Here is a 21,684-nt window from a genome sequence, read left to right as displayed (position 1 = left end):
GAAGCTACGGTGCTGCGCGCCTGGTTTTTTCATTCCGCCGGAAGGGCGTGGTTTTTGATTCTGCCCGAAGGGCGTGGGAGCTGGCTTGCCTGCGATCTGCCGGGAACCGGCAGTAAATTCTCTGCATGCGCGTCAAATAAATCGGGTTCGCTCATCTTACGACTGCTGCGCAGCCGATCGCCGACAAGTCAGGCTCCCATGGCCTTCGGCCAGAAGCATCCAACTCACTGCCGTCCTGCAGAAATGCGACGTCACTTCTGCCAAACATGCGTCCGGTTTTTCAGTTGCCCCGTCAATACGCAGCCCCGCGCACAGCAACTAATGTCGTTCTAATACTAAGGTCGTCTGGAGTGCGCCTCAGAGCGGACTAAAGTGCAATACGTGACATCCATCTGTGCTGCGAGGACAAAAACAATGAACGACAGCATTTACCTCTCGATTCAGAACAGCCCGCGCTTCAAGGAGCTGGTCTCGAAAAGGGAACGATTCGCCTGGATTCTCTCGGCGATCATGCTTGGGCTTTACTCCGCTTTCATCCTTTTGATTGCGTATGGGCCTCAGATTCTCGGCGCCAAACTCAGCGCCACATCATCCATCACTTGGGGAATGCCAATCGGGGTCGGCCTGATCATCTCCGCGTTCGTGTTGACAGCCATCTATGTTCGCCGCGCAAACGGCGAGTTCGATGAGCTGAACAACGCGATCCTGAAGGAGGCTCAACAATGATCCGGCGCCTGTTTGCAGCCCTGGGCCTTGCGGCCTTTGCACCGACTCTCTGGGCGGCGGATGCCCTGACCGGCGCCGTGCAGAAACAACCGCTCAACGTTGCCGCGATCGTCATGTTCGTGATCTTCGTCGGTGCCACGCTCTGCGTGACCTACTGGGCGGCCAAGAAAAACAAATCGGCAGCGGACTACTACGCCGCCGGCGGCAAGATCACCGGTTTTCAGAACGGCCTTGCCATCGCCGGTGACTACATGTCGGCTGCGTCCTTTCTGGGTATTTCCGCGCTGGTGTATGCCTCCGGCTACGACGGCCTGATCTACTCGATCGGCTTCCTCGTCGGCTGGCCGATCATTCTGTTCCTGATCGCTGAACGCCTGCGTAACCTGGGTAAGTACACCTTCGCTGACGTGGCGTCCTACCGCCTCAAGCAGAAGGAAATTCGCACCCTGTCCGCCTGCGGTTCGCTGGTGGTGGTGGCGTTCTATCTGATCGCGCAGATGGTCGGTGCCGGCAAGCTGATTCAGCTGCTATTTGGCCTGGACTACAGCGTGGCGGTGGTATTGGTCGGTATCCTGATGTGCCTGTACGTGCTGTTCGGCGGCATGCTGGCGACCACCTGGGTGCAGATCATCAAGGCTGTGCTGTTGCTGTCGGGTGCCTCCTTCATGGCATTCATGGTAATGAGGCACGTCAACTTCGACTTCAATGTCCTGTTCTCCGAAGCCATCAAGGTTCACCCCAAAGGTGAAGCGATCATGAGCCCGGGCGGTCTGGTCAAAGATCCGATTTCGGCGTTCTCTCTCGGCCTGGCACTGATGTTCGGTACTGCCGGTCTGCCACACATCCTGATGCGCTTCTTCACTGTGAGCGACGCGAAGGAAGCCCGTAAATCGGTTCTTTATGCGACCGGCTTCATTGGCTACTTCTACATCCTGACCTTCATCATCGGCTTCGGCGCGATCCTGCTGGTCAGCACCAACCCGGCGTTCAAGGATGCAGCCGGCGCTCTGTTGGGCGGTAACAACATGGCGGCGGTTCACCTGGCCAATGCGGTCGGTGGCAGCCTGTTCCTGGGCTTCATCTCGGCGGTAGCCTTCGCGACCATCCTGGCGGTGGTTGCCGGTCTGACCCTGGCCGGTGCTTCGGCGGTGTCTCACGACCTGTACGCCAGCGTGATCAAAGCCGGCAAAGCCAACGAGAAAGATGAAATCCGTGTGTCGAAGATGACCACCATTGCGCTGGCCGTTGTTGCCATCGTGCTGGGTATCGCCTTCGAAAGTCAGAACATCGCGTTCATGGTCGGCCTGGCGTTCTCCATCGCGGCGAGCTGCAACTTCCCTGTGCTGTTGCTCTCCATGTACTGGAAAAACCTGACCACCCGCGGCGCCATGATCGGCGGCTGGATGGGCCTGCTCAGCGCGGTCATCCTGATGATCCTCGGCCCGACCATCTGGGTGCAGATCCTGCATCACGAGAAGGCGATCTTCCCGTACGAGTACCCGGCGTTCTTCTCCATCATCATCGCTTTCGTGGGGATCTGGTTCTTCTCGATCACCGACAAGTCGAAAGCGGCAGAAGGCGAGCGTGCGCTGTTCTTCCCTCAGTTCGTCCGTTCACAGACTGGCCTGGGTGCCAGCGGTGCCGTGTCTCACTGAGTGATGTAAGGCGGTAATGCAATGCAAAACGCCCCGACTCGTCGGGGCGTTTTCGTTTGTCCTGCCGCAGGCAAATCCTGGCAATAAAAAACCCCGCTACGAGAGCGGGGTTCTGACTGGCTGCCAGGGGGTCATATCCTGCCGAGCAGCACCAGAATCAACAGAATCACCAGGATCGTGCCGATGATGCCCGATGGCCCGTAGCCCCAACTTCTGGAGTGCGGAAACACCGGCAGACCGCCGATCAGCAGGAGAATGAGGATGATGATCAGAATTGTGCCTATGCCCATGACGAGTTCCTTCTTAGGTACTTGGTGAATGGCTGTGCTTTCCACATCTTTGCCCCGGATGGGCTAAAGTTGTGCCGCCTGAATAATCCGACTATGGGCCGAGTAAAAAGGTTCTGATGAAAGGTCATAAAAAATAACATATTTAAAATTATCGTTATGAATCAGCGGCTTGTGAAATACATGGTCGAGTTGTGAGGCGCGATTGTGTCTTGAAAACCGAGGTCCTTACAGCGAATTAATATGGAACTTACAACTAAGCGCTCGGTCGCCAAGTTGCACTCGGGTCCGTAAAAAGGAAGCACGCTATGTTTTATTCGCTGATGGCGGACGCCGTGGTGGTCTTCCATCTTTTGTTCATTGTTTTTGTCTTGTCGGGTGCACTGCTGGTGTTGCGCTGGCGCGGCTGGATCTGGCTTCACCTGCCTGCGGTCGCTTGGGGAATGGCGGTTGAATTTCTGCATCTGTATTGCCCGTTGACCCCCCTGGAAAATGCCCTGCGCTTGAAGGCGGGTTCAGCGGGTTATGAAGGCGATTTCCTCGGCCATTATCTGATCCCGCTGATCTACCCGGCCGGACTGACCCCACAGATACAGATCGCGCTGGGGGCCGTGGTGCTGGTCGTCAATATCAGCGCGTATCTGATTGTGCTTCTGCGCTGGCGGCGTCAACGCAAAGGGCGATGAGGCGATGGTTTGCCTGGGATATTCAGCGAGCTAATGAAGGGGTTGTCGGACAATTTGTCTGTTTACACTCAACTCACTTCTTCGCAACTGACAAGGCAATTGCTATGCAAAATCGCATCATGATCACTGGCGCCGGGTCCGGTCTGGGTCGCGAAATCGCGCTGCGCTGGGCCCGCGATGGCTGGCAGTTGGCGATGTCGGACGTCAACGATGCCGGGCTGCAGGAAACTCTGAAGTTGGTGCGGGAAGCGGGCGGGGAAGGCTTTGTTCAACGGTGCGATGTTCGGGATTACAGCCAGCTGACTGCATTCGCTCAGGCATGCGAGCAAAAGCTCGGTGGCATCGACATTATTGTCAACAACGCAGGCGTCGCTTCAGGTGGCTTCTTCGACGAGCTGTCGCTGGAGGACTGGGATTGGCAGATTGCGATCAACCTGATGGGCGTGGTCAAAGGCTGTAAGGCGTTCCTGCCGCTGCTGGAGAAGAGCAAGGGCAAGATCATCAATATCGCGTCGATGGCAGCGCTGATGCAGGGCCCTGCAATGAGCAACTACAACGTGGCCAAGGCAGGCGTCGTGGCGTTGTCGGAAAGCCTGCTGGTGGAGCTGCGCCAGCAAGAGATCGGTGTCCATGTGGTCTGCCCGTCGTTTTTCCAGACCAACCTGCTCGATTCGTTTCGGGGCCCCACGCCGGCGATGAAAGCGCAAGTGGGCAAGTTGCTGGAGAGCTCACCGATCTCCGCCAGTGATATCGCCGAGTACATTCATGATCAGGTCGCCAGGGGCGAATTCATGATCCTGCCCCATGAGCAAGGGCGTATGGCCTGGCAACTCAAGCAGAAGAATCCGCAGATGTTGTATGACGAGATGGCGAACATGGCGGACAAAATGCGCGCCAAGGCTAAATCCGGGAAGGATTGATCCAGGCGGCCTTAGAAGGCGCGGCGAATTTTCTGATAGGGTGGCGCGCATCCTCCCGGCCACCCTTGAAGAGATTTTGCCGTGCTCAATTACCTCTGGTTCTTCCTCGCTGCCTTGTTCGAAATCGCCGGGTGCTACGGCTTCTGGATGTGGTTGCGTCAGGGCAAGAGTGCGATCTGGGTCATTCCGGCGCTGATCAGCCTGACGGTGTTCGCGCTGCTGCTGACTCGGGTCGAAGCCACTTACGCCGGACGTGCGTACGCGGCATATGGCGGTATCTATATCGTCGCGTCCATTGCCTGGCTCGGCGTGATCGAGCGCGTGCGTCCCCTGACATCTGACTGGATTGGTGTGGCGTTCTGTGTGATTGGCGCAACCATCATTCTGTTCGGGCCGCGCTGGTCAGTCAGTGGCTAAGACGCTGAAAAGGCCTGAAACGGACCGGCGTGTCTGAGCATGTTCACGAAACCATCCGGATTTGTAGGATGGGTCTGTCAGCAACCGCCCGCGTGTCTCGAAGGGCGTTACTGATTTTGTTTCCTGACGTTGTATGGCTCTTCCAGCGAGGGCAATCTGCCCGCTCGATCACCGCAACGGGAGCGGAACAGTGCTGGTATTGACGAGACAAATCGGAGAAATCTTCAACATCGGTGATGACATCAGCGTGCGCGTGCTAGGCATTACCGGCAANGAGATCTTCAGGCGGATCGCCGCAAGCCTGCGACAGCATAACGGTCAGTCGCCGCGCAGTTGAGGTGACGGTTGACTGCGCGTCGGGCGGGAGAGACGCGCACCCCGTCACTCGTCGAAATACTCTTTGGGCACGTCGTGCTTGAGCATCAATTGGCACTGCTGACTGTCCAGGTCGAAGAAAATCACTGCCTGCCCCTTGCTCAACGCATGTCGCACCCGCAAGACGCGGGTCTCCAGCGGCGTTTCGTCGCCATTGTCCGTGCCATCACGGGTAACGAAATCCTCGATCAGACGCGTGAGGGTGTCGGATTCGAGTTGGTCGTAGGGGATCAGCATGGAGTTCTCGGTTATTGCAGGGGGTAGATGGCGGGGATGCTAGCGCGGTACCGAGGCGGCGGCTACACGCTTGGGTGCTGAATCTTACACGCAGATGTTCCCACGCGGAGCGTGGGGAACGGTCAGACAAGAACAGCCGCACACGAGGGCGCTTAACGCTGCCCCACCAGCGTATCCACCGCCGGCACCCTTGTATCGGTTTCCATCTGCGCATCGTGCTCCAGTTGATGGCTGAAATTCTCCAGCGAAGCATTGGACGGATGCGCGTCGCTGGCAAACACCGGCGGGCTCATGATGTACGCGGTCAGCAGTCGGCTCAGGGTGCTGAGGCTGTCGATGTGCGTGCGTTCATAGCCGTGGGTCGCGTCGCAGCCGAAGGCCAGCAGCGCCGTACGGGTGTCGTAGCCAGCGGTGATCGCCGAGTGGGCGTCGCTGTAGTAGTAGCGGAACAGGTCGCGGCGTACCGACAGTTCCTTTTCCTGGCCCAGGCGCAGCAAGTGGCGGGACAGGTGATAGTCGTAGGGGCCACCGGAGTCCTGCATCGCCACGCTTACCGCGTGTTCGCTGGAGTGCTGGCCGGGCGCGACCGGGGCGATGTCGATGCCGACGAATTCGCTGACGTCCCACGGCAGACTACCCGCCGCGCCGCTGCCAGTTTCTTCGGTGATGGTGAACAGTGGGTGACAGTCGATCAGGGGCTCGGCACCGCTGTCGACAATCGCCTTGAGCGCTGCGAGCAGGGCAGCGACACCGGCCTTGTCGTCCAGGTGCCGTGCGCTGATGTGGCCGCTTTCGGTGAACTCGGGCAGCGGATCGAAGGCGACGAAATCGCCGACGTTGATGCCTAGCGACTCACAGTCAGCGCGGGTGGCGCAGTAGGCGTCCAGGCGCAGTTCGATGTGATCCCAGCTGATCGGCATGGTGTCGACGGCGGTATTGAACGCATGCCCTGATGCCATCAACGGCAACACGCTGCCGCGAATTACGCCGGTGTCGGTGAATACACTCACCCGGCTGCCTTCAGCAAAGCGGCTGGACCAGCAACCGACCGCCGCCAGGCCCAGACGACCGTTGTCCTTTACCTCACGCACGCTGGCGCCGATGGTGTCCAGGTGCGCGGAGACGGCGCGGTCGGGGCTGTTCTGTTTGCCTTTAAGCGTTGCGCGGATCGTCCCGCGGCGGGTCAGCTCAAAAGGAATGCCCAGCTCTTCGAGACGCTCGGCGACGTAGCGCACGATGGTGTCGGTAAACCCGGTCGGGCTTGGAATCGCGAGCATTTCCAGCAGGACTTTCTGCAGGTAATTCAGATCCGGTTCGAGGATTTTCTTTGCAGTGGTCATGGGGAGGCTCCTATTGATGACGCGGTTCTTCCCCTGTAGGAGCGCGCTTGCCCGCGATATCGGTATGCCTATAACGATGTTGTCGCTTAGCATCACGCAATCGCGGGCAAGCGCGCTCCTACGAAAGTAGGGGGAGCGCGCCGGTCTTCAGCCGTGCACAGGCAGGCTATGTGGAAACAAAAGATCGACGAAGCGTTCGGCGGTGGGCTGTGGCTCGTGATTGGCCAGGCCACAACGCTCGTTGGCTTCGATGAACACGTACTCCGGCTGGTCAGCGGCCGGGACCATGAGGTCCAGACCTACCACCGGAATGTCGAGGGCGCGGGCAGCGCGGATGGCGGCGTCTTTCAACACCGGGTGAAGAATCGCCGTGACGTCCTCCAGACAACCGCCGGTGTGCAGATTCGCGGTGCGTCGAACGGCCAGACGCTGGTCGGCGGGCAACACGCTGTCGAAGGTGAAGCCGGCATCTTCCACAGTGCGACGGGTTTCCTCGTCCACTGGAATCTTGCTTTCGCCACCGGTTGCCGCAGCCCGGCGACGGCTCTGCGCTTCGATCAGTTGCGCGACGGTATGACGGCCATCGCCCATGATCTCGGCAGGGCGCCTGATCGCCGCCGCGACTACATCGAAACCGATGACTACGATGCGCAGGTCGAGCCCCTCATGAAAGCTTTCGAGCAGCACGCGGCTGTCGAACTGGCGGGCGCGTTCTACCGCAGCCTGCACGTCTTCGATGGTCCGCAAGTCGACGGCAACGCCCTGACCCTGCTCGCCATCCACCGGCTTGACCACCACCCGTTCGTGCTCGTCGAGGAACGCCAGATTGTCATCGGCATTGCCCGCCAGTTGCTGCACCGGCAATTCCAGACCGGCCGCTTTCAAGACCTTGTTCGTCAGGCGTTTGTCCTGACACAAGGTCATGCTGACGGCGGTGGTCAGATCGCTCAGGGATTCACGGCAGCGAATGCGCCGTCCGCCATGAATCAGCGTGAACAGACCTGCTTCGGCATCGTCCACCTGCACGTCGATGCCGCGACGATGGGCCTCTTCGACGATGATCCGTGCATACGGGTTGAAATCGCCTTCAGGACCCGGGCCTAGAAACAGCCGCTCGTTGATGCCGTTCTTGCGCTTGATGGCGAAGGTCGGCAGGTTGCGGAAACCGAGCTTGCCGTAGAGATTCTTGGCTTGTTGGTTGTCGTGCAGCACCGAGAGGTCCAGATAGGCAAGGCCGCGACTCTGGAAGTGTTCGATCAGATGCCGAACCAGCACTTCGCCGACGCCGGGCCGGGTGCATTGTGGATCGACCGCCAGGCACCACAGGCTGCTGCCGTTTTCCGGGTCGTTGAACGCCTTGTGATGATTGAGGCCCATGACGCTGCCGATCACCGCATTAGTGCTTTCGTCTTCAGCAATCCAGTACACCGGCCCACCCTGGTGGCGCGGGGTCAACAGGTTCGGGTCGATCGGCAGCATGCCCCGGGAAATGTACAGATTGTTGATCGCAGTCCAGTCGTCCTGATTCTGCGCCCGACGAATGCGAAAACCGCGGAACACCCGTTGCGAAGGGCGATAGTCGCTGAACCACAGACGCAGGGTGTCGGAGGGATCGAGAAACAGCTGCTGCGGCGACTGGGCCAGCACCTGCTGCGGCGCGGCCACGTAGAGCGCAATGTCGCGCTCGCCCGGTTTCTCGTTCAACAGTTCGTGGGCCAGCGCCTCAGGGTCGGGATAAGTGTGACCGATCAGCAGCCGCCCCCAGCCGCAATGCAACGCCAGCGGTTGGGCATCCGGCGTGCTGCCGTCTTCGGCGAAACGGGCCTGCAGGCGTTCATAGGACGGCGCCTGACCGCGCAACAGGCGCTGGTTGTAGATCGAAGCGTTGGCTTTCATCGGTCAAAGTCCTTGTTCGCTGAGCCACAGGTTCAGGGCCGCGAGCTGCCACAGCTTCGAGCCGCGCAGCGGGGTCAATTGACCATCGGGATCGGTCAACAGCTTGTCGAGCATGGTCGGGTTGAACAGGCCGCGGTCCTGGCTCGGGTCGAGCAACAGATCACGCACCCAGTTCAGGGTGTCGCCCTCGAGATGTTTGAGGCCCGGCACCGGGAAATAGCCTTTCTTGCGGTCGATGACTTCCGATGGAATCACCAGACGTGCCGCTTCCTTCAACACCTGTTTACCGCCATCCGGCAGCTTGAAGCGCGCCGGGACACGGGCCGACAGTTCGACCAGACGGTAATCGAGGAAGGGCGTACGCGCTTCCAGACCCCAGGCCATGGTCATGTTGTCGACGCGCTTGACCGGGTCGTCGACCAGCATCACGGTGCTGTCCAGACGCAGCGCCTTATCGACCGCCGCATCAGCGCCCGGCATGGCGAAATGTTCGCGCACGAAATCACCGGCTGCGTCATTGGCGGTCAGCCATTGCGGAGCGACAGTGTCGGCGTATTCGTTGTAGCTGCGGTCGAAGAACGCATCGCGATACGCCGCGTAGGGGTCGCTGGCGCCGTCTACTTGCGGATACCAGTGATAACCGGCGAACAGCTCGTCCGCGCCCTGGCCGCTCTGCACCACCTTGCAGTGCTTGGCGACTTCGCGAGACAGCAGGTAGAACGCGATGCAGTCGTGGCTGACCATCGGCTCGCTCATGGCGCGAAACGCGGCGGGCAGTTGCTCGATGATTTCGCTTTCCTTGATGCGCAACTGATGGTGATGAGTGCCGTAGTGCTTGGCGATCAGGTCCGAATACTGGAACTCGTCGCCGCGCTCGCCACCGGCATCCTGAAAACCGATGGAAAAGGTCGAGAGGTCTTTCACACCGACTTCGCGCAACAGGCCGACCAGCATGCTCGAATCGACACCGCCGGAGAGCAGCACACCGACATCTACCGCAGCACGTTGACGAATGGCCACGGCTTCGCGGGTGCTGTCGAGCACGCGGTCGCGCCAGTCTTCCAGCGTCAGGTTGGCTTCGTCTGCGTGAGGGCCGTAAGGCAGGGTCCACCAGACGTTCTGCTCGGTCTTGCCGTTGGAATTGACGCGCATCCAGGTCGCAGGCGGAAGTTTCTCGACGCCGGCCAGCAGGGTGCGAGGCGCGGGGACCACCGCGTGGAAATTCAGGTAATGGTTCAGCGCCACAGGGTCGAGCATCGGACTGATGTCGCCGCCTTTGAGCAGGGCGGGCAGCGCCGAGGCGAAACGCAGGCGCTTGTCGGTGCGCGACAGGTACAGAGGCTTTACGCCCAGACGGTCGCGGGCAATGAACAGGCTGTTGTTATCGCGCTCCCAGATGGCGAAAGCGAACATGCCGTTGAGCTTGGGCAGCATGTCGGCGCCCCAGGCGTGATAACCCTTGAGCAGCACTTCGGTGTCGCCACCGGAATGGAACTGATAGCCGAGGCTTTCCAGCTCGGCACGCAATTCCGGGAAGTTATAGATCGCGCCGTTGAAGGCCAGTGACAGGCCCAGATGGCTGTCGATCATCGGCTGCGCCGAGCCGTCCGACAGGTCCATGATTTTCAGGCGACGATGGCCGAGGGCAATCGGCCCCTGGCTATGAAAGCCCCAGGCATCCGGGCCACGAGGGGCCAGATGATGGGTGATGCGTTCTACTGCGGAGAGGTCCGCAGGTTGGTTGTCGAAGCGTAACTCACCAGCTAATCCGCACATATAATCCTTACCGGTTTTCCGTTGGGGAACGTAGACGGGAAGTCCGGCTACCCAAAGACTGACCGGCAGGAATTGCCAGAGTTTTAGAACGATCGGTTATAAGCAGGCGCGGATGTCTGGTAACTGTATCTATTTTGCAGACGCCGCCTGTAGCAGCACGGCTTGCCGGCGGTAGCGATTTCAATGCCGCCACCGTCGGCAAGCCGGACTGCTACAGGGGACGTGCCGTTGGAGGGGCCCCGCTGTTTCAATACCCCGTCATCTCCAGATACCCCACCCCGTCCTCACTGCCGCTGACCTGCACCGGCCCCTCCCAATAGGGAATCTGCAGGTTCATCCACGCCTGGGGATTGAGGGCATCAACCCTGATATCCAGATCTTTGCCCCGTATCTTTACCGACCAACGGGTGGGCATGTCGCGGCCATCGACGTCAGTGGTGTCCTGCGCCTCAAGCTCGATGTCCTTTGCTTCCAGCAACTGGGTGCTGCCATCGGCGTTGATCCAGGTGCCGGTGAGGTACGGCTCGCCGTCCTTCTGCCGCATGCGATAGAGCATGACTTCGGCGCCGTCTTTAAGGTGCAGCGAGAACCAGTCCCAGCCGGTCTGGTTTTCCGTCAGCGGCTGGCTGCTCCATTCGCGATCCAGCCAGGCCGGGCCGGACACCTGATACGTTTTGCCGTCGATCTCGATGCTGCCCTGGGCCTCAAAGAACGGCTGACTGTAGTAATACGACGCTTGGCCCTGTTCCGATTTCTGGCTGAAACCCTGTTTGCCTTGCAGCACCAGCGGTTTGCTTGCCGTCAGGTGCAGTCGATAGTGGAACTGCGGGCCGCTGGCTTGAAGCTGCATGTCGGCCAGCGGATCGTCGCCGGGGGCCTGACTGTTCAGCGCCCAATCGTCGATCCACGCCGAGAAGGGCGCCAAGTTCACGCCCGCCTGGCCGACGCCGCCTCGGGCATAGCGTTCGGCTGCGAAGTGCTGGTCCTCGGACGTGACTGCCGCGTGGCCCATCCACAGGTTGCGATTGCTCCAGCCCTGATCGTCGGTCGGCGCGTTTTTCGAGCGGGGAAGGGCGTTGCGAAAGAGCGTCCATTGCACGCCGAACGATTGACCGTCGGCGTCCGTGAGATTGGCGGTGATGTACCACCACTCGATCCGAAAATCGTTGTGCGGGCCGTGATCCTCGGGAAAGAGAAAGCGCTTGTCCGGCGTTACCTGTGCGTAGCTCGCCGCATCGTCCGCCAGTCCGGCGAAGCCTTTCTCTTCCTCGGGTTTGTCGTCGCAGCCGACCATCAGCAGGCTGACGATCAACAGCGCAATCGCCTTGGCCTTTATCAACCCATCAGCCTTCATTGGCGAAGGTCCTCAATAAATCAGCCGGCCGTGTGCGGTACAGGCGATACAGCGGCCACGCAGACGCCAGCAAGGTCGCGAGCATTGCCAACAGCATCAGCCGCAGCAACTGCATCGGGAACACCTGCAAGGGCAGGCGCCAGCCGAACGCCTGCACGTTGATCACCGCATCCAGACACCAAGCCAGCAGCAGCCCCAACGGAATCGCCAGTACCAGCGTCAGCACCGCCAACAGCCAGGTCTGCGCCAGATTCAGCAGCATCAATTGCCGTCGCGTAACGCCCAATGCCCACAGCGGCGCCAGTTGCCCGAGGCGGCTCTGGCTCTGGGTCAGCAGACTGATGAACAGCGCCACGCCGGCGACCATCAGCGTCAGGCTGTTCAGGGCGGCCGTGGCGGCAAAGGTGCGTTCGAAGACCTGACGCGACCAAGTCTTGAGCTGGATCTGATCGACGATGCGGTTGTCATCGATGCTGAATTTGTTGTGCAGCACACGCAGCAATTGCGGGATGGCGCGCGGGTCGATGCGCAGGTTGAAGCGGTTGGGCGTCAGGGTCGGCCAATGTTTGAGCAAGTGATCGGCATTGACCAGCATATGGCCCTTGGGATTGCCGTAGTCGGCGTAGATGCCGACCACCCGCAGCGGCCATTCTCCGTCGGGCGCAGGGAGTTTCACTTCATCGCCGATGCTGACGTTCAGCCGCCGCGCCAGTTGCTCGCTGAGCATCAGCGTGTCTTCTTTGGCGAGTGCTGCCCAGGCATCGCCGCTGGCGGATTCCAGCAACGGCCAGTGTTGCCGGTAATGCGGATGGTCGATCACGCCGAACAGCTCGGCGGGCCAGCCTTTGAGTTGCAGCGAGACTTGATAATTGGGCAGCACGGCGGAGGTCAGCGGTTGTTCGCTCAGCCACTTTTGCAGCGGCGCGGCCTGAGCGGCATTCTGCGGATTGATGTACAGCTCGGCGCTCAGCCGTTGTTCCAGCCAGTGGGTGAAGGTCTGGCGGAAGCCTGACGTCATGCTGCCCGCGCCGATGTTTGCGGCCATCGCCAGCAGCAGTGCCATCAGCGCCAGGCTCAAGGCAGGCAGTTGCTGACGGCAGTCGGCGAGAAACCACTGGCCGAGCACTGAGCGGCTTTTGCCCAACAGTGCGTTGAGCAGCGTATTGAGCAATACCGGCAAGCCCAATGCGGCAGCGAGCAACAGGCTGGCCATCAACACGAAGCCCATGGACAGGCTGTTGCCGAACAGCGCAGCGAGTATCGCGATCACGGCCGATATCCCCGCAATCCAGCCCTGGCGCTTCAACCAGCGGGCATGGGTTTCATGCCAGGCCTGAGCGTTGGCCAGCGCGAGCAACGGCAGACGCGCCGCGCGCAACAGGCTACTGGCTCCGGCGAGAAAGGCGCCGAGCAGTGCGACCCCAAGCCCGCTCAGCCACCACCAGATGCTCAGGTTCAGATGCCCGGCCACCTCGGCGCCATACAAACCTCGCAGACTGGCCGCGACATCAGGCAGTAACACGCTCGCCAGCCAGTAGCCGCTGATCACCCCGGCAATGCCGCCGAGCAACGCCAGCACGCCGAGTTCGACGATCAGGCTGGCGATCAGTCCACGGGCGCTGACGCCACAGGCGCGCAGGTTTCTGAGCAATCCGCGACGCTGCTCCAGCGCCAGGCCAATCGCTGCGTGGACGATAAACAGGCCGACCACGAATGACAGGAAGCCCAGCGCATCGAGGTTCAGGTGAAAACTTTCAGTCAGGCGCCCCAGATCGTTGTCTTCGCCGCTCTTGCGGATCACCAGTTCACCCTTGAATTCATCCGGCAGCGGGGGAGCATTCTCGGCGAAATCCGTGGGCAGGATCAGGCGGGAAATCTGGCCGGGCTGGTTCAGCACCTGTTGCGCCAGGCCGATGTCCATCAGCAGCAGGCCGGGGGCCATGTCGGCGTGGGCGTGCAAGGGCGGCAGGGTCTTTCCGTTGTCGCTCAGGGGCTGCTCACCTTCGTGCAGGCCCAGCGCCTTGAGGGTCTGCGGGGAAATCCAGGTGCTGCCCGGCGGGGTGAAAAACTCGACGATCTGCGCGGTGTCCAGCGCCTGCCCGGCCAGGGCGGTGTTGACCGGCAACGAGACCGGCTCGACCCCCAGCAGCGTCAGGCGTTGGTCGGGCAAATCCTTGAGGGTGACGCGGCCGCGCAGCGCCGGGGACACCGGCCAACCCGCGTGGCGCAGGCTGACAAAGGCGTCTTGCGAGAAATTCCCGCCATTGGGGGCGACCAGCACTTGCTGCGGTTCGCCACCGATCAACTGGCTGGCCTTGGCATAGCTTTCTCGCGCCTGGCTGTTGAGTGCCTGCACGCCGGTGAGCAGGCTGGTCGCAAGCCACAATCCGGTCAGCACGCTGAAAAACTGAACGGGATGGCGCCGCCAGTGGCTGAGCAGGGCTTTGAGTGTCCAGTAGAAAACCGGCATCAGCGCTGGCCTTCGGCAGCCAGTTGCCCAAGATGCAGGATGGCCTGACGGTCCAGCCGCGCCGCGACCCTGGGGCTGTGGGTCACCATCAACAGGCTGGTGGGGCTGTCGGCGAGCAGGTCGAGCAACAGTTGCAGGACTTCATCACTGGTGTTTTCATCGAGGTTGCCCGTGGGCTCGTCGGCCAGCAGCAAACCGGGGCGCGAGGCGAGGGCGCGACCAATGGCGACTCGTTGCTGTTGGCCGCCGGAAAGCTGTTCGGGATAACGCTTGAGCAGTGTGCCCAGACCCAGACGATCGGTCAGTTCGGCTTGCCACTGTGGCTCGAAGCGTCCGGCCAGCCGGGCCTGAAAGGCAAGGTTGTCTTCGACTTTCAGGCTGCCGATCAGATTGAACTGCTGAAACACCAGCCCGATTTCCGTGCGCCGCCAGTTCGCCAGCTGCGCTTCGTTCATCTGATCCAGGCGCTGCCCGGCGATCTCGATGCTGCCTTTGTCCACCTGATCCAGCCCGGCCACCAGATGCAGCAAGGTGCTTTTGCCACTGCCCGACTCGCCCATCAGCGCCAGGCTCTGCCCGCCATCCAGTTGCAAATCCACGCCCCGCAATACCGCCAGCGGACCTTGGGCCGTCGCATAGCTCTTGAACACGCCCTGGACTTGCAGCATCGACATGCACCTGAAAGAGGAATGAAGTGGAGAATACCGGGTTGGCCGGGGGAGATGTAAACAGCGCGGTGGTGGAGATTTGTAGCGGGTTGGATACGTCGGTCCCGCGATAGGGGAAGGATATCCGGTGAGCGACGAGTCTGTGGCAGTCCGCGCAACACGAAGCGGTTCGTATGGCAGGAAGGCGTTGCGGCGTACCGCCTGGCGTTTGATTCTGCCGAAGGCGTAGGAGCCGGCTTGCCAGCGATCTGCCGGGAACCGGCAGTAAAAACAGACACCCAGGCCTGCCAGATGTACCGCAGCCTCTGGATTTACTGCCGCTGCGCGCCAGATCGCTGCCGTCGTAACCTCCGAGAGCTCCTACGGCCTGCGATATCACGAAGCGGTTCGGGCGACAGATCAAGGCGATGCGGCGTACTGTCTGGCGTTTGATTCTGCCGAAGGCGTGGGAGCCGGCTTGCCAGCGATCTGCCAGGAACCGGCAGTAAAAGCAGACACCCAGGCCCTGTCAGATGTACCGCAGCGCCTGGATTTACTGCCGCTGCGCGCCAGATCGCTGCCGTCGTAACCTCCGAGAGCTCCTACGGCCTGCGATATCACGAAGCGGTTCGTATGGCAGGAAGGCGTTGCGGCGTACCGCCTGGCGTTTGATTCTGCCGAAGGCGTGGGAGCCGGCTTGCCAGCGATCTGCCGGGAACCGGCAGTAAAAGCAGACACCCAGGCCCTGTCAGATGTACCGCAACCTCTGGATTTACTGCCGCTGCGCGCCAGATCGCTGCCGTCGTAACCTCCGAGAGCTCCTACGGCCTGCGGCCAGAATCAAAAGCACGGAGCTCCTACGGCCTGCGGCCAGAATCAAAAGCACGGAGCTCCTACGGCCTGCGGCCAGAATCAAAAGCACAGAGCTCCAACGGGCTGGGGCCAGAATCAAAAGCACATCGAGCGTGTTGCCCGTCGGCTACTTCCCCCGGATCAATCCGCGCAACACGAAGCGGTTCGGGTGACAGGCTTCGGCCACGGCGCGGGGCAGCGGCAGGGGTTCGTTATCCAGCCACGCAGCGATCAATTCCCCGGACAGCGGCGCGGTGATCAACCCCCGCGAGCCATGACCGCTGTTCACATAAAGCCCGTCGAGCCAGGGGCATTCAATCTGCGGGACCTGCCGTGCGTCCTTACGCAACACGGCGTAAGTCTCAAGGAACGCTTCCTTGTCCGCCAATGGCCCGACGATAGGCAAGTAATCCGGGCTGGTGCAGCGAAACGCGGCGCGGCCTTGAAGCTGCTCGGCGGGCAATCCATTGGCCCCCAGACGCTCAGTCAGGTCCTCGGAGATTTCTCGCAGCAACGCCAGATTGCTCAGATGCTCGGCCGTGCTCGGCGTCAGATCGTCGCTCTTGAAATTGAAACTCGCCCCTAGCGTGTGTTCGCCTGAACGGCCCGGCGCCACATAACCCTCGGCGCATACCACCGTGCTCAAGGCTTGACTCAATGGGGTTTCGCTCAGCCGCGTGATCTGCCCGCGAATGCGCTTCAACGCAATTTCGGCGCTGGCCGGAAAACGCTTCACCTCCGCGGCACCCGCCAGCACCACCACCGGCGCCGAATCCAGCAGGCGTTCGCCATCCCACGCCTGCCAGATTTCACCCTCGCGCCGCAGCTCGACCACCTCGTTATGGGGCATCAGGCGAATGTTCGCCTGCCCGGCCTGATACCGGCAGAGCGCGGGGGGATGCACCCAGCCGCCTTCGGGATAGAAGAGGCCGCCGCTGTTGAGCGCGACCCCGGCACGTCCTTCGGCTTCAGAACGATTCAGCTCATGCAGCAGATCAGGCGAAAACGCCTCGGCCAGCTCCCCCTGTCGCTTCTGTTCCTTCTCGTCGAAAGCCAGTTGCAGCACGCCGCAATCGCTCCAGTCGACACCACGCTCCAGCCGCTCCAGCAAACGCCGGGTGTGACCGAAACCACTGAGGATCAATTGCGAAAGGGCCGTGCCGTGAGCCGACAATTTCAGATACAGCACGCCTTGAGGATTGCCAGAAGCCTCTTGCGCCAGATCGCCATGGCGTTCCAGCAGACTGACCTCCCAGCCCCGCGCAGCCAGGCTTGCAGCGGTGGCACAGCCGGCAAGGCCAGCGCCGATCACCAACGCCTTGCGTTCTTTGACCGCCAGTTCGGGCCGCGCAAACCAGGGTTTCGCAGCAGAGGGCGAAGGCACATCTTGCGGCCAGCCGATGAAAGTGCCCTTGAGGACTTCCCACTTGTGCCCGATGCCCGGCACGCGCTTCATCTTGAAACCCGCCGCGTTCAGCGAGCGCCGCACCCAGCCGGTACTGGTAAAGGTGCCGATGGTGGAGCCCGGTGCGGCCAGACGTGCCAGCTCGGCGAACAGTTCTGGGGTCCACATTTCCGGGTTTTTCGACGGCGCGAAGCCGTCGAGAAACCATGCGTTGATCTGCCCGTCCAGCTGCGGCAGCATCTGCAGCGCATCGCCGATCAACAGTGTCAGCGTCACCCGCCCGCCGTCGAACACCAGTCGCTGGAAGCCTTCATGAATGGCGACGTATTGCTCGAGCAGCTGATCGGCGAAGGCTTTGAGCTCCGGCCACAGCCTCAAGGCTCGTTCAAGGTCGACGCGGTTGAGGGGAAACTTCTCGACGCTCAGGAATTGCAGCCGCGCCCCTGGTGTCGCGCAGGCTTCGAACAGCTGCCATGCGCAGAGAAAGTTCAGCCCAGTGCCAAAGCCGGTTTCGCCAATCACCAGCCGACCGTTAGCCGGCAGCGCAGCGAAGCGTTGCTGCAGGTCGTTCTGGGTCAGAAACACATGGCGGGTTTCGTCCAGCCCCGATTCGTTGGAAAAGTAGACGTCGGCGAAGGCCCGGGAGATCGGGTTGCCGTTTTCGTCCCAGTCGAGCTGGGCGTGCTGGATAGTGGTCATGGTCGAACTTTGGCGGGAGCAAGGCGGGCATCTTAACGCACAGCGCACGCCCGAATGCAGCAGCCGGATTGACCCATGGCAGTGATTCGCGGTCATAGCCCTCACTGACTGATCAGATCCGCTAGTCTTGAGCGACCAGGAACAGGAGCCGTACATGTTCGAATCCGCTGAAATCGGCCACACCATCGACGACGAAACCTACCACGCTGCCGTTCCCGCCTTGCGAGAAGCCTTGCTCGATGCCCAGTTCGAGCTCCATGAACAGGCCAAGCGCCAGATCATCATCCTCATCAACGGCATCGAAGGCGCGGGCAAGGGCGAAACGGTCAAACTGCTCAACGAGTGGATGGACCCGCGCTACATCGAAGTGCGTACCTTCGATCAGCAGACCGACGAAGAGCTGGCGCATCCGCCGGTCTGGCGCTACTGGCGTCAGTTGCCGCCCAAAGGCCGCATTGGCGTGTTCTTCGGCAACTGGTACAGCCAGATGATCCAGGGCCGGTTGCACAAGCAGTTCAAGGACCCGGTCCTGGACCAGGCCATCAACGGCGCCGAGCGACTGGAAAAAATGCTCGTCGACGAAGGCGCGGTGATCTTCAAGTTCTGGTTTCACCTGTCCAAGAAGCAAATGAAACTGCGCCTCAAGACGCTCAAGGACGATCCGCTGCACAGCTGGCGCATCAGCCCGCTGGACTGGCAGCAGTCGAAAACCTACGACAAGTTCGTGCGCTTTGGTGAGCGGGTGCTGCGCCGCACCAGCCGCGACTATGCGCCCTGGCACGTGATCGAGGGCGCCGACCCGAATTACCGCAGCCTCACGGTGGGCCGCCTGCTGCTGGAAGGTTTGCAAAGCGCCCTCAAGACACCGGAAGGCCAGGCCAATTTCGTGAACCTGGGGCCGCTGCCCAGCAACACCGACGAGCTGAGCCTGCTGGACAATCTGGACATGACCCTGGCGCTGGAAAAGGACGATTACGAGGAGCAACTGATCACCGAGCAGGCGCGGTTGTCCGGCCTGATGCGCGACAAACGCATGCGCCGTCACGCTCTGGTGGCGGTGTTCGAGGGCAACGATGCGGCGGGCAAAGGTGGCGCGATCAAGCGTGTGGCCGGCGCGCTGGATCCCCGTCAGTACCACATCGTGCCCATCGCCGCGCCCAGCGAGGACGAACGCGCGCAACCCTATTTGTGGCGCTTCTGGCGGCAGATTCCGGCGCGAGGCAAGTTCACCGTGTTCGACCGCTCCTGGTACGGACGGGTGCTGGTGGAACGCGTCGAAGGCTTCTGTTCCGAAGCTGACTGGTTGCGGGCCTACAGCGAGATCAACGATTTCGAAGAGCAGCTCACCGACGCCAATATCGTGGTGGTGAAGTTCTGGCTGGCGATTGATGACAAGACCCAGCTGGAGCGTTTTCAGGCGCGGGAGAAGATCCCCTTCAAACGCCACAAGATCACCGACGACGACTGGCGCAATCGCAAGAAATGGCCGCAATACCGCGAAGCCGTCGGCGACATGGTAGACCGCACCAGCACCGAGATCGCCCCGTGGACATTGGTCGAAGCCAATGACAAACGCTGGGCACGGGTGAAGGTGTTGCGCACCATCAACGACGCGCTGGAGGCCGCATTCGAGAAGGCCGACAAGAAGCACAAGCATAGAAAGTAATCGCTGCGACGCTGCAAGAGGCGCTCGCTCTTGCAGCGTTGCGGTGCCTTAGCCGGCGGCGCTGGCCGATACGGGCACATCGAAAACGCGGTCGAACGCCCACTGAAAGACCAGCGCATATAAGAAGAAAAACACGAACAGGCCCAGGTCGGTCACCAGCGCCGCCCACCAGGAAATGCCCAGCCACCAGGCCACGAGCGGCACCAGCAGCAAGACCAATCCCCCCTCGAAGCCGAATGAGTGCAGCATCCGGCGGCGAAGGGTGCGCGTGCGGTGTGCCTGCCTTGCCTCCCAGTATTCGAAGACGTAGTTGTACAGTACGTTCCAGATCAGGGCGCTGGCCGAAAGCATCAGCGACAGCGCGCCGGTGTGGGCCAGGCCGGCGTCGTAGATCAGCGCGAGGGCGGGAGACAGCACGGCGATGGCGATCGCTTCGTACAGGATGGCTTGAGTCAGCTTGCGTGCGGGGCCTTGCATGGCGTTCTCCGATAGCGAGAGGGGACGAATGCCTGCCACGCTACCGGCTCGTTCATGCGCCGAAAAATGAGATAAATTGACCCCGCTTCAATTCAATTCATGCAGGGAGCTGCCCGTGTTTTCCACTCTTCCGCTCACCGCGCTGCGCACCTTCGAAGCGGCGGCACGTCTGGGCAGCTTCAAGGCCGCAGCTGAAGAACTGTCGGTGACACCTGCCGCGATTTCCCATCAGGTTAAAACCCTCGAAGCCTGGCTTGGCGCGCTGCTGTTCGAGCGATCCGGGCAAGGCGTGGCGCCGACGCAGGAGGGCGAGCAACTGTATCGCCAGACCCACCGCGCGTTGCTGGACATCAGCCGCAGTCTGGAAAGGTTCTGCCCGGAGACGGCCTCCCAGACCCTCACCCTTTCGACCACGCCGGGGCTGGCTGCCGCCTGGCTGATCCCGAGGTTGGGCGGCTTCTATCGGGCGTATCCGCAATTCAATGTTCGGGTCGATACCCGCAATGAGCTGGTGGACCTGTTGCGCGATTCCAGCATCGATCTGGCGATTCGTACGCTCAGTCGCGACGACCCGAACCTGGTATGCCGGACGTTGATGAACGAGCGGTTCGCGGTGTATGCCGCGCCGGATCTCGTGGAGGCAGCGAACGGTGCCCGTATGGAACTGATCGACCTGCGCTGGCAGATTCCCGGCGCATTTGCCGTCAGTTGGAAAAGCTGGTGTGCGGCGGCCGGCTGCCACCACTGGCTGGAAACGGCGCGGATGCACGAATTCGACGATGAGCACTACGCTTTGAGCGCCGCCGTCGCCGGGCACGGTTGGGTGCTGGCGAGCAATGTGCTGGTGGCCGACAGTCTCAAGCGCGGTGAACTGGTCCCCTACAAGCCGGACATCAGTCTGCCCGGTCCGCGCTACGTCGCCGTCTGCGTACCGGGGCGCGAACGGCAGGAACCGGTAAAGGCGTTTCTGAGGTGGCTCGCCGAAGAGGCTGCGGCCACGCCGCTGGGCTGATACCACTCACCTTCCTCTGTAGGAGTGAGCTTGCTTGCGATAACGGTGTGTCAGTCACAACTGATCTACACGTCCCCTGGCTTCGCGAGCAAGCTCACCCTACAGATTTGAAACAGGTGCCGGATCACGGCCTGCGCGGCAACAATCCCGGCACTGCATGCATCAGCGCATTGATTGCAAACCCGATGAACATCACCCCGCACAGGCGCGTGATGGTCAACTCATGACGCTGATACAGCGTGCGCACATGGCGTGCGCCGACCACGCCGATGATGATGCCGTAGGCCACGATCCCGCCCAGCGTGCTGACCAGAATCAACAGTGGCAGCATCGACCAGTTCAGCAGGTCGGCGCGGCTGGAGAGCAATGCGGTGAAGGTTGCCACCGCCACCGGGTAGGCCTTGGGGTTGGTCAGGCCGAACATGATGCCGTGCCAGAACGGATGCCGCCCCGGCGCCTTGGGTTCACCTTCGCTGCTGCGTTTGGCCCGGATCGCCCGCCAGCCGAGCCAGAACAGGAACAGCCCGCTGATGATGCCCAGCACGTCGAATGCCGTGGTGCCGATCACCTTGGCACCAATGATTGCCGCCAGCGCCGTACTGCACCAGATCACATCCCCCAGCAGGTGCCCGCAGAGAAACGCGGCCCCGGCGCGACGACCTCTGGAGGCGCCAATGCCGAACACCGCCAGCACGCCCGGGCCGGGTGAAATGGCATAGATAAAACCTGAGGCGAGTACGGCGAGGAGCAAAGATGGCGTCATCACAGAGATCCTTGTGAGGTTGAG

19 protein-coding genes and 1 pseudogene are annotated in these 21,684 nt (G+C 61.3%); 9 read left to right on the top strand and 11 right to left on the bottom strand.

Annotated features, from left to right (window positions below; translation table 11 throughout):
* From D3M70_RS32365 to D3M70_RS19885, 3 genes are all read left to right on the top strand, one after another.
* The coding region (locus tag D3M70_RS32365) for a hypothetical protein (RefSeq protein WP_218568439.1) at positions 1-333 on the top strand (333 nt) is incomplete at its 5' end.
* An 81-nt stretch (positions 334-414) separates the two neighbouring features.
* Positions 415-726: a DUF485 domain-containing protein gene (locus tag D3M70_RS19890; RefSeq protein ID WP_081565997.1), complete on the top strand. Its 312-nt coding sequence runs from the start codon at positions 415-417 to the stop codon at positions 724-726.
* Entirely contained in the window at positions 723-2,381 is a 1,659-nt protein-coding gene (locus D3M70_RS19885) for a cation acetate symporter (protein WP_120127379.1), read from the top strand. Before D3M70_RS19890 ends, D3M70_RS19885 begins: the two co-directional genes overlap by 4 nt.
* A gap of 131 nt (positions 2,382-2,512) precedes the next feature.
* On the opposite strand, the gene D3M70_RS19880 is transcribed toward D3M70_RS19885, so the two are convergent.
* Entirely contained in the window at positions 2,513-2,671 is a 159-nt protein-coding gene (locus D3M70_RS19880) for a DUF3309 family protein (RefSeq protein WP_092410703.1), read from the bottom strand.
* 305 nt (positions 2,672-2,976) lie between these two features.
* Here D3M70_RS19880 and D3M70_RS19875 point away from each other — a divergent pair, with 305 nt between their 5' ends.
* The 4 genes and pseudogenes from D3M70_RS19875 to D3M70_RS34285 form a co-directional block, all read left to right on the top strand.
* The gene (locus D3M70_RS19875) at positions 2,977-3,354 is read left to right on the top strand and encodes a DUF2784 domain-containing protein (RefSeq protein WP_120127378.1); all 378 of its coding nucleotides are present in this window, start codon (positions 2,977-2,979) and stop codon (positions 3,352-3,354) included.
* Positions 3,355-3,458: 104 nt separating this feature from the next.
* Positions 3,459-4,274 carry an SDR family oxidoreductase gene (locus tag D3M70_RS19870; RefSeq protein ID WP_120127377.1) on the top strand — a complete coding sequence of 272 codons (816 nt, stop codon included), beginning with the start codon at positions 3,459-3,461 and terminating at the stop codon, positions 4,272-4,274.
* An 81-nt stretch (positions 4,275-4,355) separates the two neighbouring features.
* A complete protein-coding gene (locus D3M70_RS19865; protein ID WP_120127376.1) occupies positions 4,356-4,691 on the top strand; it encodes a YnfA family protein in 336 nt (111 codons plus the stop codon).
* A gap of 190 nt (positions 4,692-4,881) precedes the next feature.
* Positions 4,882-4,964: pseudogene (locus tag D3M70_RS34285) on the top strand (carbon storage regulator); the annotation flags it as partial.
* Between the two features lie 108 nt (positions 4,965-5,072).
* Here the strand turns inward: D3M70_RS34285 and D3M70_RS19855 are convergent.
* The 8 genes from D3M70_RS19855 to mnmC all read right to left on the bottom strand — a co-directional run bounded on the left by D3M70_RS19855 (position 5,073) and on the right by mnmC (position 17,742).
* The gene (locus tag D3M70_RS19855) at positions 5,073-5,303 is read right to left on the bottom strand and encodes a YheU family protein (protein WP_120127374.1); all 231 of its coding nucleotides are present in this window, start codon (positions 5,301-5,303) and stop codon (positions 5,073-5,075) included.
* A 152-nt stretch (positions 5,304-5,455) separates the two neighbouring features.
* Entirely contained in the window at positions 5,456-6,643 is a 1,188-nt protein-coding gene (locus D3M70_RS19850) for an osmoprotectant NAGGN system M42 family peptidase (protein ID WP_120127373.1), read from the bottom strand.
* A gap of 147 nt (positions 6,644-6,790) precedes the next feature.
* Positions 6,791-8,539: an N-acetylglutaminylglutamine synthetase gene (ngg, locus tag D3M70_RS19845; protein ID WP_120127372.1), complete on the bottom strand. Its 1,749-nt coding sequence runs from the start codon at positions 8,537-8,539 to the stop codon at positions 6,791-6,793.
* Between the two features lie 3 nt (positions 8,540-8,542).
* A complete protein-coding gene (locus D3M70_RS19840) occupies positions 8,543-10,315 on the bottom strand; it encodes an N-acetylglutaminylglutamine amidotransferase (protein WP_120127371.1) in 1,773 nt (590 codons plus the stop codon).
* Between the two features lie 247 nt (positions 10,316-10,562).
* Positions 10,563-11,651, bottom strand: a complete 1,089-nt coding sequence (locus tag D3M70_RS19835; RefSeq protein WP_120127399.1) for a lipocalin-like domain-containing protein — start codon at positions 11,649-11,651, stop codon at positions 10,563-10,565.
* A gap of 7 nt (positions 11,652-11,658) precedes the next feature.
* A complete protein-coding gene (locus D3M70_RS19830) occupies positions 11,659-14,139 on the bottom strand; it encodes an ABC transporter permease (protein ID WP_120127370.1) in 2,481 nt (826 codons plus the stop codon).
* Positions 14,139-14,807, bottom strand: a complete 669-nt coding sequence (locus D3M70_RS19825; protein WP_120127369.1) for an ABC transporter ATP-binding protein — start codon at positions 14,805-14,807, stop codon at positions 14,139-14,141. The genes D3M70_RS19830 and D3M70_RS19825 overlap by 1 nt, the downstream gene beginning before the upstream one ends.
* A 958-nt stretch (positions 14,808-15,765) precedes the next feature.
* Positions 15,766-17,742: a bifunctional tRNA (5-methylaminomethyl-2-thiouridine)(34)-methyltransferase MnmD/FAD-dependent 5-carboxymethylaminomethyl-2-thiouridine(34) oxidoreductase MnmC gene (gene mnmC, locus D3M70_RS19820; RefSeq protein WP_120127368.1), complete on the bottom strand. Its 1,977-nt coding sequence runs from the start codon at positions 17,740-17,742 to the stop codon at positions 15,766-15,768.
* A gap of 154 nt (positions 17,743-17,896) precedes the next feature.
* Here mnmC and pap point away from each other — a divergent pair, with 154 nt between their 5' ends.
* A complete protein-coding gene (gene pap, locus D3M70_RS19815; RefSeq protein ID WP_120127367.1) occupies positions 17,897-19,408 on the top strand; it encodes a polyphosphate:AMP phosphotransferase in 1,512 nt (503 codons plus the stop codon).
* A 48-nt stretch (positions 19,409-19,456) separates the two neighbouring features.
* Here pap and D3M70_RS19810 read toward each other — a convergent pair whose 3' ends face one another.
* Positions 19,457-19,885 (bottom strand): PACE efflux transporter, encoded by a 429-nt coding sequence (locus tag D3M70_RS19810; RefSeq protein WP_120127366.1) that lies wholly within the window; start codon positions 19,883-19,885, stop codon positions 19,457-19,459.
* Positions 19,886-20,000: 115 nt separating this feature from the next.
* On the opposite strand from D3M70_RS19810, the gene D3M70_RS19805 reads away from it, so the two are divergent.
* Complete coding sequence (locus D3M70_RS19805; RefSeq protein WP_120127365.1) at positions 20,001-20,897, top strand: LysR substrate-binding domain-containing protein; 897 nt, start codon at positions 20,001-20,003, stop codon at positions 20,895-20,897.
* A 124-nt stretch (positions 20,898-21,021) separates the two neighbouring features.
* On the opposite strand, the gene D3M70_RS19800 is transcribed toward D3M70_RS19805, so the two are convergent.
* On the bottom strand, positions 21,022-21,660 hold the full coding sequence (locus D3M70_RS19800; RefSeq protein WP_120127364.1) for a LysE family translocator: 639 nt from the start codon (positions 21,658-21,660) through the stop codon (positions 21,022-21,024).
* Between the last annotated feature and the right edge of the window lie 24 nt (positions 21,661-21,684).

This window comes from Pseudomonas sp. LS-2 (assembly GCF_003605735.1).
Classification (GTDB): Bacteria; Pseudomonadota; Gammaproteobacteria; order Pseudomonadales; family Pseudomonadaceae; genus Aquipseudomonas.
The sequence above is the reverse complement of the archived record's forward strand: the minus strand, read 5'-3'. Positions and strand labels throughout refer to the sequence as shown.

Bases quoted from the DNA above. Each gene is read 5' to 3' on its own strand.
- D3M70_RS19890 (WP_081565997.1), top strand. From the start codon at position 415: ATGAACGACAGCATTTACCTCTCGATTCAGAACAGCCCGCGCTTCAAG.
- D3M70_RS19885 (WP_120127379.1), top strand. From the start codon at position 723: ATGATCCGGCGCCTGTTTGCAGCCCTGGGCCTTGCGGCCTTTGCACCG.
- D3M70_RS19880 (WP_092410703.1), bottom strand. From the start codon at position 2,671: ATGGGCATAGGCACAATTCTGATCATCATCCTCATTCTCCTGCTGATC.
- D3M70_RS19875 (WP_120127378.1), top strand. From the start codon at position 2,977: ATGTTTTATTCGCTGATGGCGGACGCCGTGGTGGTCTTCCATCTTTTG.
- D3M70_RS19870 (WP_120127377.1), top strand. From the start codon at position 3,459: ATGCAAAATCGCATCATGATCACTGGCGCCGGGTCCGGTCTGGGTCGC.
- D3M70_RS19855 (WP_120127374.1), bottom strand. From the start codon at position 5,303: ATGCTGATCCCCTACGACCAACTCGAATCCGACACCCTCACGCGTCTG.
- D3M70_RS19850 (WP_120127373.1), bottom strand. From the start codon at position 6,643: ATGACCACTGCAAAGAAAATCCTCGAACCGGATCTGAATTACCTGCAG.
- ngg (WP_120127372.1), bottom strand. From the start codon at position 8,539: ATGAAAGCCAACGCTTCGATCTACAACCAGCGCCTGTTGCGCGGTCAG.
- D3M70_RS19840 (WP_120127371.1), bottom strand. From the start codon at position 10,315: ATGTGCGGATTAGCTGGTGAGTTACGCTTCGACAACCAACCTGCGGAC.
- D3M70_RS19830 (WP_120127370.1), bottom strand. From the start codon at position 14,139: ATGCCGGTTTTCTACTGGACACTCAAAGCCCTGCTCAGCCACTGGCGG.
- D3M70_RS19825 (WP_120127369.1), bottom strand. From the start codon at position 14,807: ATGCTGCAAGTCCAGGGCGTGTTCAAGAGCTATGCGACGGCCCAAGGT.
- mnmC (WP_120127368.1), bottom strand. From the start codon at position 17,742: ATGACCACTATCCAGCACGCCCAGCTCGACTGGGACGAAAACGGCAAC.
- pap (WP_120127367.1), top strand. From the start codon at position 17,897: ATGTTCGAATCCGCTGAAATCGGCCACACCATCGACGACGAAACCTAC.
- D3M70_RS19810 (WP_120127366.1), bottom strand. From the start codon at position 19,885: ATGCAAGGCCCCGCACGCAAGCTGACTCAAGCCATCCTGTACGAAGCG.
- D3M70_RS19800 (WP_120127364.1), bottom strand. From the start codon at position 21,660: ATGACGCCATCTTTGCTCCTCGCCGTACTCGCCTCAGGTTTTATCTAT.